The following is a 13,609-nucleotide window of genomic DNA, read 5'->3' on the forward strand; positions in this document are numbered from 1 at the left end:
TATGTTTCTTCACTTTTTTTGGGTTCCGGCCAATGCTGACGAAACAGTAAAGTCTGTCGCCACTGTTGACGAAAATAGCGCCCAGTGGCAGCAAACTCTAAGTGCAGCCAAAGGTCACTCAGTATATTTCTACGCTTGGGGTGGTTCAAAGGCGGTGAATGAATACTTACGCTGGGCAACACGGGAAATTGCCCAGCAATATCGAATAAAATTAATCCACGTTAAAGTCACCGACCCATCTGAGCCAGTCTCTCGACTCAAAGCTGAAAATGGCCGTGCCAGTGCGATTGATTTGATGTGGGTCAACGGTGAGAACTTTGCGTATCTAAAGCAGCAAGGTTTCTTACTTGGTAATTTATGGTCAGCGATCCCAAACACTGCTTTTTTAGCTGTGCATAGTTTACCCATCACGGTTGACTTTGGTGAGTCTATGGATGGTTTTGAAGTTCCTTGGGGTATTGGCCAATTTAACCTGATTGCTGAGAATGAGGTGTTTCAACCACCACAAGTCAGTGCACAATCGCTATTAGAGATTGCTAAAAAACAACCTAAAACAGTCACTTATCCCAGACCACCAGAATTCCATGGCACCACTTTTTTAAAGCAGTTGTTAGTTGACTTAACTAATGCCGACTCGCGTTTATATCAGTTAGCCACAGAGCAAGCTCAAGAGCAGTTATTACCTGTTTTATGGCAGTTCTTAGATCAGTTACATCCACATTTATGGCAACAAGGTAAAGCGTTTCCCAGTTCAGCAGCCGAACAACTGTTGTTGTATCAACAAAAAATACTCTCGATGGCCGTGAGTTTTAATCCTAATCAATGGTTAAAAGAAAAAAGCACCCAACAAATTTCTGAGTCCAGCGTTAGGCGCTATTTTACTGATGGTGCCATCACCAATAGTCATAACCTTGCTATCCCAAAATCGGCACCTAGCTCCAATGCAGCAAAAGTAGTGATTAACTTTATGTTGAGTGAAAAGGCGCAGCAAGAAAAATTTACTGGAGTATGGGGTGATCCTCCTGTGATCACTTCCCTGCTTGATGAAAAAGCAACAATGCCCGCGCATCCTGAACTTCACAGTTCATGGCATGTAATTATTGAGGACGCATGGCAGCAACGATACGGCGGGTAGCGCCCTTAGCGCGAATACGGCAAATAGCACTCTCATGCGGATGGTTGCTAGTATCCTTGATTTCATTGTTGCCCATCTTAGGCATTGTGGTGGGGCTGTGGCCACCTGAGCACATTACATTTAGCAACTTTGCGTCTTTCTTAGGGTACCAAGGGTTGTTCCCTTCAGTATTTATGACCTTGTTCAGTGCGATATTTAGTACCTTAATATCCTTGTATATTGCGTTTATGGTGTATAGCCAGTATCACTTAAATCGACGTTTACAGTCTTTTGAAAAATACCTCGCGCCGCTTTTATCCTTACCTCATCTTGCGATCGCCTTAGGGTTAGTGTTTTTGTTCAGTGATGGTAGTGTGTTTTTTGTCGATTCAGGATTACCACGTAAAGGATTATCCACCTTAATCATAGCCATAGTGATAAAAGAGGTACCCTTTTTTCTACTGATTTTTAGTGCCATTGGTCGCCAGTTACCCATCAAATATTGGCTGTTGCAGGGCCAAGCTTTGGGATACCAAGACTACCGATGCTGGTGGTTTTTAGTTTTCCCTGCACTACTCAAACAATCCCGATTAGCCTTATTGGCCGCCACGGCTTATACCCTATCGGTGGTAGATGTCAGCTTAATAGTGGGACCCAATATACCTGAGCTATTTGCGGTATCTGTTTATCGTTGGCAAACCAGCTTTGGGGTTGGCGATCAGGCGCTCGCTTTTTGGGCTAATGCTTTGTTAATTATATTGTTGGCCGTGTCGGTATTGATTTTATATGGTCATGAAAAGCTAGCTCATGCTGGATGTAAAGCGCTAGCAACAAAAGGCAGCCGTTTTTATATAGGTAGCATTAACCCTGTATTTAAGGCCTGGTTACCTATGATAGGCCTGTTGACCGCCATGATGGTGGTGGTATTCGCTTTGTGGTCATTTGACTTCAACTGGCACAGTGATAGCTTCGCTTTTACTCAGCTCACCACACGATTATGGCAAGATGAATGGTTGTTTTTTGCATTGCCATTGAAAAACTCATTGTTAATAGGATTGTTCTCGGGCTTGCTTGGTGTTGCTTTTGCATTACTGGCATTGGAATTACAACGACAAAAAGGCAAGTATTGGCCTGACTATTATTGGTTATTAGCCATTATTTTACCCCAGTTGAGCATGGTGTTGGGCTGGCAAATTTTGCATATTTGGTCGCAAAGCGGTTACCACAGTGGTTGGATTGTTTTATCCCACTTACCCTTTACCTTTGCCTACGCATATTTGGTTTTAAAAGGCCCGTTTCAGAGTGTTGAATCACGGTATGAACTATTAGCCGCCAGTTTTGGTTATTCACCATGGCAGAGCTGGTGGCAAGTGAGATTTAGGTTACTATTACCCGCTATTTTTACGGCCTTTGCGATAGCATTTTCGGTGAGTATTGCTCAATATATACCTACCCTAATGCTGGGAGCAGGACGAGTGACGACTATTACAACCGAAGCTGTCGCTATTGGTTCAGGTAGTCAACAAGACCTAATAGCGCTATATGTGTTATTACAATCCATATTACCTTTTATGGCATTTTTTGTTGCGGCGTTGTTAGCCCGGAGATTTCGTGGAAGTATGGGAGGGCAAGATGCTAGAGATTATTAATTGCCAAATCGAAGCTAAAACATGGCGTATAACCTTGCCGGACATTGATGTTCAGAAAGGTGAATTACTGGTGATCACTGGCCCCAGCGGTATTGGAAAATCGACCTTATTACATTGGTTATTAGGAAATATCCCGCAGCATGTGACTATTAAAGGTCAGATTATACTATCGGGTATCAATATCACTAATTTGGCCATTGAGCAAAGACGCGTCGGGTTATTGATGCAAGATGTATATCTATTTCCCCATCTCAATGTACAAGACAATATATGTTTCGCCTTACCTAAATATCCACAGCTCTCTTCAAAAAAGCCGCAGCGCTCCTCTAAAAAACAAAGACGCGATGCGGCTATGAATATGCTCGAACAAATCAACCTAGTTCACCTTGGAACACGCTACCCGCAAAACCTCAGTGGCGGAGAACGTTCAAGGGTGGGCTTGATTAGAGCCTTAGCCAATCAGCCACAAGTCATGTTACTTGACGAGCCGTTTGCTGCACTAGATCCCAGTACTCGAGAACAAATGGGAGATTGGGCATTCCAACAACTAACCGAACAAAACATTCCCAGTGTCATGGTGTCTCATGATGTTGAAGACATCCCTGCATCAGCTAAACAGATATGTCTAGCTGATTATTATCAAGCTTCTGAGCAAAAATAACCCATGATTGACCCCTTACTGAATAAAATACTCAGGCCCCCGTTAGCACTAACAGCCAAACCTTTGATCCGCTTGGGTATTACGGCAAACCAAGTTACTATTTTTGGTTTTGTTTTAGGTATATTAGCGGTACCTGCCATTATTGCTGAACACTTTAATCTTGCTCTAGTACTGATACTGCTGAATCGGGTGTGTGACGGATTAGATGGTGCAGTTGCCCGGCAAACTCGCACCACGGATGCTGGTGGATTTTTAGATATTAGCTTGGATTTTATTTTCTACTCAGCCATTGTTTTTGCTTTTATTGTCAGCCATCCAGAACAAAACGCAGTAGCAGGCAGCTTATTAATGTTGTCTTTCACCGGCACTGGCTGTTGCTTCTTGTCCTTTGCTATCATGGCCAGTAAACACAATATCGACAATCCCCAGTACCCGAATAAAAGTTTGCATTATATGGGCGGCTTAGCAGAAGGTTTTGAAACCATAGTGGTGCTGTGTTTGTTTTGTTTATTGCCACAACACTTTGTGCCTATAGCCTTTGTTTATAGTGCCGCTTGTTGCATAACCGCGGGAGTAAGGATTGTGACGGGATATCAAACTCTTAAAAGTATAGATTAATGGCCAATTGTGCGAATGACCGCTCCCACATTGGTAAGTGCGAACGATCATTCGTGGTTGTGGATTAGATTGCTAGTTTTGTAGCAATCCAGTCATTTACTTTGGTTTCTACTATGTTAAGTGGCAGAGGGCCATATTTTAGGATTTCATCATGATATTCACGAATGTCGAATTTATCGCCTAATTTTGTTTTGGCCATAGTACGTAGCTCCAGAATTTTAAGCATGCCTATTTTATATGCCGTTGCTTGTGATGGCATTACAATATGACGCTCTACCATTTTTACACCATCAGATACTGCATTGGGCGTGTTCTCGGTGTAATAAGCGATACCCTGTTCACGCGTCCACTTTTTAGCATGGATACCTGTATCCACTACTAAGCGGCACGCGCGCCAAAGCTCCATGGCCAAACGCCCGAAGTCAGAATAGGGGTCTTGGTAAGCACCAAATTCTTTGGGTAGGTATTCTGAGTAAAGTCCCCAGCCCTCAATATAAGCGGTATACCCGCCAAATTTCCTAAATTTAGGCACATCTTGCAGTTCTTGTTGAATCGCCAGTTGCATGTGATGGCCTGGAATACCTTCGTGATAAGCAAGGGCTTCCATTTGATAAGTTGGCATGGCTTTCATGTCGTATAGGTTGGCGTAATACAAACCTGGACGTGTGCCGTCTTCTGATGGGCGTTGATAAAACGCTTTGCCCGCGGATTGTTCACGAAACGCTTCTACCGCTTTTACATTGAGATCCGCTTTAGGTTGTGTGATAAACATGCCATCAAGTTTTAGCTTCATGTCGTCAATTAAGGCAGTGGCCTCACGTAAATAACGGGCTTTACCTTCATCAGTATTGGGGTAATAAAATTGATCGTCATCGCGCATAAATTGCATAAAGGCTTGCAAGTCACCTTCGAAGTTGACCTTGTCTTTGATGACGCGCATTTCATCGTGAATACGGGCGACTTCTTTTAATCCTATTTCATGGATTTGTGCAGCGGTAAGGTCAGTGGTAGTGGTGCGTTTAAGTGCCACATTGTAGAAAGTCTCGCCGTTTTTCCACTTCCACACACCGTCGTCTGTAGTGGCCTTGGTTTCAAGTTCTGTTAAGTGTGCCACCAATTTTTCGTAGGCTGGTTTTACTGCAGTATTTAGCGCTAAAATTGCTGCATCAAGCAATCTGGTTTTGTTTTCATCAGTTAACTGACTGCCTTCTTTTTCACTAAGGGTCTGTAATTTTTTAGTCAAGTCAGCCAATAAGGCGCTGGGCTCGCCATCGTCAAAAGGTGCACCTTTAATGATGTTGTTACTGTCGCGAATAACATGTGGAAATACAAATTTAGGTGGAATGATATTGGCAGCGGTGCGCGCTTCAATATTGGTAATTAATTGTTTAAATAATTTTGGTACACCTTCTAAACGCGTAATATAATTTTCTGCATCTTGGACTGAGTTGATACTGTGTTGATTAATTAACAAAGAAACGACACCAGAATGACGGCCAAACATTTGATTAATTGGGTAATTGTACAAACGCCACTTATTATCGGCAATATCGTTTTCCATCGATTGAACCAACAGGTCGTAACTTAATACCGTGCCGGGATCCAGTTTGTTGCGATCAAAAGCCTTGAGTTCAACCAGCTGTTGCTTAGTGAGCTGCATTGACTCATTTGCATAGGCCTCTGATAAATCGTTCCATTCATCAGCACGCTCTTTACGCCCAAGAGAGGTTAGATACTCAGGGTAACGAGCAACGGATTCTTCAAATACGCGCTCAAAAAAGGCATTGACGCGCTGTGATTCTGAAGACGCTGTTGCAACAGCAGTTTGTTTGGAAACGGATTCAGGCGTTGGGTTGGTCGTTTGTTTGGATGATGGGGTACAGGCTGAAAATAAAACTGCAGCAACGGCGGCTGCACAATAAGATTTAAACAAAAGGGATTCCTTGAATAAGTTAGATGCTTTTAGAATAAACGCCATAACTAACTGATGCAACACCCCTTGGGTTTAGTGGCTTAATTTACAAGTTAAATGGATTATTTGCGTGGCGGCTTAAAAGGCATCAACACAAAACTTTTAGGTTGGTATTGTTTTGTGGGCTTGCATACTCTTTTAGTCCCAATTTAATCCCATCATCACCGTACTTAGCATCGGCGAGATAACTACCAAATAGTCTATCCCAAATTGATAAGTTAAATTCAAAATTACTGTCTGTTTCTGACACCACTTGGCTGTGATGAATTCGGTGCATGGCTTGGGTTACGATAAATATTCTCAGAAGCCTGTCTACCTTAACCGGAAGTTTGATATTGCTATGATCGAAAATAGACGTGGTATTTAGCAACACTTCAAAAATTAGAATGGCCAATACAATCGCTCCTAGCAATATTACTGGAGCAATTTTCATTGCTAAACATAGGGCGATTTCGAGCGGGTGAAAACGTAACCCTGTTGATGTGTCGAGAGAGGGGTCTGCATGGTGTACTTTATGTCTCTGCCGATTACTGGAACACGATGAAAAACTCGATGTTGCCAGTAAATCAAACAATCAAACAACAATACTGAGATAGGTACGCTTAGCCAAAGCGTCACTGAAATATTGTTCCAGACTCCTATGTGGTTATTTTGTGCATAGATAGCAATGGCCGCGAAACCTTTGGGTATGATTAACCTCGCTACCACTGCACCCAGTAAAACCATAGAAAAGTTGCTAAACCAGCGTTACTTAGGCAGACAGGCGACAGACGATTGGGTTTTAGATTTTCCCAGAACATCATTATTGCAAGTATTGTAATGAAAACTCCTAGCCTAATCCACGTATCATTAATCATAGTGAGTGATGGTTGCTTTTTGATGAATCAATTAGGAATATAGACTTAACTTCTATATTATAATTTAGTTAATAAGTTACAGGTCACATATCTAAAGGACATTATTTTTATGAAAATTCTTACATTACTTGCAGGTGTATTGGCCTTATTGTTATTGCTACTTTCTGGCCCTCTATATCAGGCCGAAATACTCGGCCTTATGAATGCATTTTTTGCTATGCGAATTGCACTGATTTTAGGCGCAGTAGCAATTGTTTTTGCTCTAATTCAAGTCATTTTTATGCGTAAAACCATTTCTTGGCCGGTTACAGGTATTGCAGTTTTATGTGCTGCGGTAGCGATTTTTATGCCGTTAAGCATGATGAATAAAGCCAAATCGGTACCGCCTATTCACGATATCACAACAGACTTAGTCAACCCGCCAAGATTCATGGCAATTCTAGCGTTGCGAGCCGATGCTCCCAACCCTGCTGCCTATCAAGGTGAAGAGATAGCTAGCCAACAACGTGAAGCCTATCCAGAACTAGAAACACAAAAATATCCGCAAACAACTGAACAGGTATTTGATGCAGCTTTAGCGACAGTTAAGAGCATGGGGCTAGAAGTCGTCACTTCTGATAAGTCTCTTGGTTTGATTGAAGCTTATGACACCACAACCTGGTTTGGTTTTGTTGATGACGTAGTTATTCGTATTCAAAACTCTGAACAGATGACCATACTTGATGCGCGCAGTAAATCCCGCGTTGGTATGAGTGATATTGGTAAAAATGCTGAACGACTTAATACCTTAATAGCTGGTGTAGCAAAAAAATCTTAACTAATTTAGTTGATTTAGCATAATCAAAAACTGCGCTTCAATTTTATTTGATGCGCAGTTAATTTTTAACCCAGATAATCTTATTTCTAGGTTTCAGTCGAAGAGTTTTCTTTTGGCTCCGTAAAAATTGATAAATACTTCCCTGCCACAATCTAATTCGTGACGAATGCAAAAGTGCAACTAGTGCGAAGTCTCCTTAACTCTGTGCAACACCAATGATTAGTCAAAGTCAGCGACATAGGCTAATAGGCTGACACTTGACCCGCTATGGATAGAACGATTGATTATTATTTAATGCTCCTACTGTACTCGGTGCCGCAGATTGCCAAGTGAAATCACTATAATTCTGCCCTGAGCCAGATAACTGCAAGGAATGTCCGAGGCTGGTTGAGCTAGTCTCAGTTACGCCTATATCAGTGGATGTTAGACCACTAGAGTCGCCATTTGTAGCGGTTAATGTTCCTTCATAGCTAATAAACTGCAGTACTTTTCCTGCATTATCAACTAGTGCAATTCCATCAGCAGCCCCATTTTGTAACCCGCTTATATAAAATGATTTTGTTCCAAATCCACGCTGTTGATTATTGATGACACCTGACAGTGAAGTGATTTTATAAGCATTACCATTGTTGCCGTTATACGCCACTAATTTCCAACCAGTTAGATTTAAGTTGGCGGTACCTGCCACCTCAACAAATTCGTTTTTGTCCGAACTTTTATTATCGTAATGCAGTTCATTGATCCAGACATTAACAGTGCTTGGGGCAGATGAGCCGGAGCAATTGTTTTCAAATACACAAATAACGTATTCTGGGTGATCGATGAAAGGATTTCGATTACCTTGATTGGCATATACTGCTTCGTTGTGACGGCGTTCAAAGTCATCGACTGGATCGTCTTTATGCCATTGGATCAAAGTCGATTTTAGTCCCATGTAGGCCACCGCTAGATTTTCACCGGTGTTTGAGTTGGCAATGAGTGCACGGTTGTCTGTTAAAATGAGGTTTGGCTCAGATACGCCGGTGCCCGCATGCGTGCCACCCTCATATCTAACTGCCAGATACATTAATGCCCTAGCGCTGTCGCCTTTTCTTTCGCTCCATGTTTCCCAACTGCCTGTAGCGCCTGATCCTGTGGTCCAGTTTGACTCAGTTGAACTACCACCTCTGCTGTTGTTTGCTGTGGTGACTTTTTCAGAACAACCAGAGTCACACTCTGCGTAAGGTTTATTGCTGCGACTAGAATTATAACCGCTGTTAGCTAAGAATAAGTGATGTGTATCTGTATAGGGATAGTTGTTAGCACCATCATTTGGAAAACCATATGATTTTGGCCAAGTGTGTTCACGGTTGTAATTAAGGTTACCACCACCGGCTTTTGGGTAACTTTCATTTTTATAGAGGCCAATTATTTGTGACGAATCATGTGGGTTTTCATCAGCACGTTCTAAAATATCCCAAGTATCTGTAGCGCTAGAGGTGTATGGAAATCTTTGGTGATCATCAATTATTTTGTGTAAAGAATCGTGAAGCGATACTGCATTTGAAGTATTCACCAAATCGTAATAGCCAGTGGGTATGGCAGCTAAAGTGACATTTGTTGTAACTATGCTGGATGTAACAAGGCCGACCCACAGTGCATGATGTATTTTTTGCATAACGCTTAGCCTTATCTTAATAGTACATATAGAAATAAACGTTCTTTAATTAAATGTCCAATAAAAACAGCGTCTAATAAAAACATAGTCAGTATTTTTGAGTATAAAGAATAGATATTTAAGATATGAGAATAAATATTATTTTACCGTTTTGAAACTGCAGCTTTGATTAACTAAAACAAAAAAAAGCGCCGCAGCGCTTTTTATTAAAACTTATTAGATAATAGCTTTTAGTTAACTGTTTTGCTCACGTGCGATAGCACGATAAGCGATATCATCGCGATAAAACATTCCATTGCAACGAATGGTTTTTGCCAACGTATAAGCATTTTGTTGTGCTTGAGTAACAGTATTGCCTAAAGCAGTAGCACACAGAACTCGACCGCCATTTGTGGTTACTCTGCCATCAACATTCTTGGTGCCTGCGTGAAAGATTTTGCTACTGACATTACCAAGCACTAAACCATCAATCACATCACCTTTAACGTAACTATCTGGGTAACCTCCTGCAGCAAGCACTACACCGACAGCCGCTCTGGTATCAAACTCAGCTTGAATTTGGTCGAGCTTCCCGTCTAAGGCTGCTTCAACTAATTCAATTAAGTCAGACTGCAAACGCATCATGATAGGTTGGGTTTCTGGGTCGCCAAAACGGCAATTGTATTCAATCACTTTAGGTGTGCCATCTGCCATGATCATCAAACCCGCATATAGAAATCCTACATAGGTATTGCCTTCAGCAGCCATGCCTTGCACAGTGGGATAAATTACTTCTTTCATCACGCGATCATGGATATCTGCTGTGACCACTGGTGCAGGTGAATAAGCCCCCATCCCCCCAGTGTTTGGGCCCGTATCGCCATTGCCAACACGTTTATGGTCTTGGCTGGTGGCAAAGGGTAAAACATTTTTGCCATCAACCATTACAATGAAGCTCGCTTCTTCACCGTCGAGAAATTCCTCGATCACTACGCGGCTTCCGGCCTCACCAAAAGCGTTACCCGCTAACATGTCACGAATGGCATCTTCTGCTTCGATTAATGTCATAGCGACAATCACACCTTTACCTGCGGCCAAACCATCTGCCTTAACCACAATAGGTGCGCCCTTTGCTTGCACATAAGCAAGAGCAGGCTCAATTTCCGTAAAGTTTTGATAATCAGCAGAGGGTATATTGTGACGTGCTAAAAAGTCTTTGGTAAACGCTTTTGAACCCTCTAGCTGGGCTGCAGCTTGAGATGGGCCAAATATTTTGAGTCCTTTGGCTTGAAACGCATCCACTACACCTAATACCAATGGCACTTCTGGGCCCACAATAGTTAAGTCTATTTGGTTTTGTTCAGCAAAAGACACCAAAGCAGGCACGTCTTCTGCACCCACATCAACATTGGTGAGTTTGTCTTCAAGTGCGGTTCCCGCATTACCGGGTGCTAAAAACACCTGTGATACTTTTTCCGATTGCGCTGCTTTCCAAGCCAGTGCATGCTCGCGACCACCGCCGCCAATAATCAATACATTCATAGGGTTTGTTATTCTTTAGTTTTTTATTTAGGGCTTAACAAATTACGGCTTAATAAACTTAAGTGTCATACGTGAACTTTCACCGATTGTGAGATATTTTGCTTGGTCCTTTTCGCCCAAACGTAGTCCAGGAGGTAGAGTCCATACGCCTTTCTCATGATCTGTGGTGTCTAGTGGGTTAAGGTTAATGTCACTTTGTGCAAGTAATCTAAACCCTGCTTTTTCAGCGGCAGCAATTACAACGGACTGCTTCATATAACCTGAACTATTTTGTGCATCATCAGCCAAATTTTCTGGCAGCTTATGTTCAACTACACCTAACACCCCGCCTTTTTTAAGGGCTTTAAAAAAGCTTGAGAAAGCGCTATCAACACCTTCTTGACCAGTTTGCATATACCAATTATGTACGTTTCGGAAAGTCAGTACTCTATCCAGTGAGTTTGCAGGAGCAAAATCCATGGCTTTAGTAGGATGAAATGCCGTCACTTTAGTATTTTTGTAGCTATCATCTTGACTAATTTTTTGCATAAAACCATCAAGAGACTTTTTGTAGTATGCGTTGCCGCCTTCTTCTATATAAAAATGCGCAGCATAAAATTGTCCCTTCTCATTTAAAAGAGGAGCAAGAATACTACTATACCAACCGCCCCCAGGAGAAATTTCTGCGACAGCCATCTCTGATTGTACGTCGAAAAAACGCAACGTTTGTTGAGGGTGGCGATATTCATCTCGTGAACGTTCTTTGACAGAACGATTCTCGTTGTTCACTGCATCGCTAATACCGTCAGCAAATACTTGGGGTGAACTGAATAAAGATAAGGTAATAGCAACTTTTAAGGCTTTTTTAAACATAATTCTCTCCGATTGTTAGTGTGTAAAAATGAACAAAAATGAACAAAAGTGTGCAAAAAGGATTTAAATTGATTGTAGCGACATTAGACCTCAGAGTTAACAAAAAACGCAGTCAATATTTTTGAGACTGACTGCGTTTTATAGATCCAAGCTGTTAGTGTTTAAAGTGGCGCATGCCAGTGAAGACCATGGCAATACCATGTTCGTCTGCAGCGTCTATAACTTCTTGGTCGCGCATTGAGCCACCCGGTTGGATAATAGCGCTAATACCGGCGGCGGCAGCGGCGTCAATACCATCACGGAACGGAAAGAACGCATCAGAGGCCATCACAGACCCTGTAACTTGCAAACCTTCATCCGCTGCTTTAATGCCAGCCACTTTGGCAGAATAAACACGGCTCATTTGACCCGCACCTACACCAATAGTCATGCTGTCATTACAATACACAATCGCGTTGGACTTAACGTATTTGGCCACTTTCCAAGTGAACATCAAATCTTTTAACTGTTTGTCAGTTGGTTTAACTTTAGTGACTACCTGAAGTTCATCTTCTTCGACCATGCCAAAATCGCGGTCTTGGACTAATAAACCGCCATTAACCCTTTTGAAGTCATGGCCTTGTGTCAACTGGCCTTGCCAATCCCCGCATGCTAATAAACGTATGTTTTTCTTGGCAGACACCACTTCTACCGCGGCATCACTGATAGATGGGGCGATAATCACTTCAACAAATTGACGATCTACAATAGCCTGAGCTGTAGCGGCATCTAGTTCGCGGTTAAACGCAATAATGCCACCAAAAGCCGAGGTGGGGTCCGTTTTATAGGCGCGTTTATATGCGCTTAAAATATCGTCACCTAAAGCTACACCACAAGGATTGGCGTGTTTAACAATTACGCAGGCTGGTACATCAAATTCTTTTACGCACTCAAGTGCGGCATCTGTGTCAGCAATATTGTTGAATGACAATTCTTTACCTTGCAACTGAGTTGCTGTGGCAACTGAAGCTTCTTGAATATCATTTTCAACGTAAAAAGCAGCACTTTGATGACTGTTTTCACCGTAGCGCAAATCTTGTTTTTTAGTGAATTGCATATTGAAAGTACGAGGAAATTCGCTGTGCTGATGGCCACAGTCAGTTTCGCATTCACTGGATTCAATCATGGCACCAAAATAGTTGGCAATCATGCCATCGTATTCAGCTGTGTGTTCAAATGCGGCGATGGCTAGATCAAAACGTGTGGCTTTAGTCACTGCATTACTGTTCGCCTGCATCTCTGTCATTACACGGGCGTAATCTTTAGTGTTAACCACAATAGTCACATCATTATGGTTCTTAGCCGCGGCGCGAACCATAGTAGGACCACCGATATCGATATTTTCGATAGCGTCTTCTAAGCTGCAATCATCATTGGCAACCGTGGCTGCAAATGGGTACAAGTTCACGACTACTAAATCGATAGGCAGAATATTGTTTTCAGCCATGACTTGTTCGTCTTGTCCACGGCGAGCCAGAATGCCACCATGGATTTTGGGGTGCAAGGTTTTAACTCGACCGTCCATAATTTCTGGATGGCCAGTGTAATCCGATGCTTCAATAACGGTCAAGCCATTGTCGCTGAGTTAATTTTGCGGTGCCACCGGTCGATAATAGCTCTACACCTTGGCTCGCCAAAAATTGGGCAAACTCAAGTAGGCCGGATTTATCTGATACGCTTAATAATGCGCGACGAATAGGAGTTGCTGGTAAGTCTTGTTGCATGTTTGTTCCATGTTTGTTCCACTTTTAAGTGGCAAAGATTTTGGCAATTTAATTCGTATTGTTTTTTGTTGACTATTTGGTCATGGTCAACACAAACAAAAAGAGCACCATAAGGTGCTCTTTATTTT

Annotated in this window: 11 protein-coding genes and 1 pseudogene; 6 read left to right on the top strand and 6 right to left on the bottom strand. The window is 42.2% G+C overall.

What is annotated here, in order from left to right:
* Position 1 precedes the first annotated feature (1 nt).
* Genes C427_RS23235 through C427_RS23250 form a run of 4 tightly spaced genes read left to right on the top strand, consistent with a single transcriptional unit; the run spans position 2 to position 4,042 of the window.
* Complete coding sequence (locus C427_RS23235; protein ID WP_015431418.1) at positions 2-1,135, top strand: ABC transporter substrate-binding protein; 1,134 nt, start codon at positions 2-4, stop codon at positions 1,133-1,135.
* Entirely contained in the window at positions 1,111-2,763 is a 1,653-nt protein-coding gene (locus C427_RS23240) for an ABC transporter permease subunit (protein WP_034900239.1), read from the top strand. Before C427_RS23235 ends, C427_RS23240 begins: the two co-directional genes overlap by 25 nt.
* Positions 2,747-3,424, top strand: a complete 678-nt coding sequence (locus C427_RS23245) for an ATP-binding cassette domain-containing protein (protein WP_007642762.1) — start codon at positions 2,747-2,749, stop codon at positions 3,422-3,424. Before C427_RS23240 ends, C427_RS23245 begins: the two co-directional genes overlap by 17 nt.
* Before the next feature lie 3 nt (positions 3,425-3,427).
* Complete coding sequence (locus C427_RS23250) at positions 3,428-4,042, top strand: CDP-alcohol phosphatidyltransferase family protein (RefSeq protein WP_007642763.1); 615 nt, start codon at positions 3,428-3,430, stop codon at positions 4,040-4,042.
* Positions 4,043-4,106: 64 nt separating this feature from the next.
* Here the strand turns inward: C427_RS23250 and C427_RS23255 are convergent, their stop codons facing one another.
* Both C427_RS23255 and C427_RS23260 read right to left on the bottom strand, forming a co-directional pair.
* The gene (locus C427_RS23255; protein WP_226991277.1) at positions 4,107-6,020 is read right to left on the bottom strand and encodes a DUF885 domain-containing protein; all 1,914 of its coding nucleotides are present in this window, start codon (positions 6,018-6,020) and stop codon (positions 4,107-4,109) included.
* 82 nt (positions 6,021-6,102) lie between these two features.
* Positions 6,103-6,588 carry a sterol desaturase family protein gene (locus C427_RS23260; RefSeq protein ID WP_226991278.1) on the bottom strand — a complete coding sequence of 162 codons (486 nt, stop codon included), beginning with the start codon at positions 6,586-6,588 and terminating at the stop codon, positions 6,103-6,105.
* 93 nt (positions 6,589-6,681) lie between these two features.
* Between C427_RS23260 and C427_RS26635 the strand changes: the two genes are divergently transcribed.
* Positions 6,682-6,834, top strand: a complete 153-nt coding sequence (locus tag C427_RS26635; protein ID WP_007642766.1) for a hypothetical protein — start codon at positions 6,682-6,684, stop codon at positions 6,832-6,834.
* Positions 6,835-6,980: 146 nt separating this feature from the next.
* Positions 6,981-7,688 (top strand): DUF1499 domain-containing protein, encoded by a 708-nt coding sequence (locus tag C427_RS23265; protein WP_015431421.1) that lies wholly within the window; start codon positions 6,981-6,983, stop codon positions 7,686-7,688.
* A 265-nt stretch (positions 7,689-7,953) separates the two neighbouring features.
* On the opposite strand, the gene C427_RS23270 is transcribed toward C427_RS23265, so the two are convergent.
* The 4 genes and pseudogenes from C427_RS23270 to purH all read right to left on the bottom strand — a co-directional run bounded on the left by C427_RS23270 (position 7,954) and on the right by purH (position 13,481).
* Positions 7,954-9,345: an endonuclease gene (locus C427_RS23270; protein ID WP_007642768.1), complete on the bottom strand. Its 1,392-nt coding sequence runs from the start codon at positions 9,343-9,345 to the stop codon at positions 7,954-7,956.
* 234 nt (positions 9,346-9,579) lie between these two features.
* Positions 9,580-10,866, bottom strand: a complete 1,287-nt coding sequence (gene purD, locus C427_RS23275) for a phosphoribosylamine--glycine ligase (RefSeq protein WP_007642769.1) — start codon at positions 10,864-10,866, stop codon at positions 9,580-9,582.
* 42 nt (positions 10,867-10,908) lie between these two features.
* Complete coding sequence (locus tag C427_RS23280; RefSeq protein ID WP_007642770.1) at positions 10,909-11,718, bottom strand: class I SAM-dependent methyltransferase; 810 nt, start codon at positions 11,716-11,718, stop codon at positions 10,909-10,911.
* Between the two features lie 154 nt (positions 11,719-11,872).
* Positions 11,873-13,481 (bottom strand): annotated as a pseudogene (gene purH / locus C427_RS23285) (bifunctional phosphoribosylaminoimidazolecarboxamide formyltransferase/IMP cyclohydrolase).
* Between the last annotated feature and the right edge of the window lie 128 nt (positions 13,482-13,609).

This window comes from Paraglaciecola psychrophila 170, assembly GCF_000347635.1.
GTDB classification, from domain to species: domain Bacteria; phylum Pseudomonadota; class Gammaproteobacteria; order Enterobacterales; family Alteromonadaceae; genus Paraglaciecola; species Paraglaciecola psychrophila.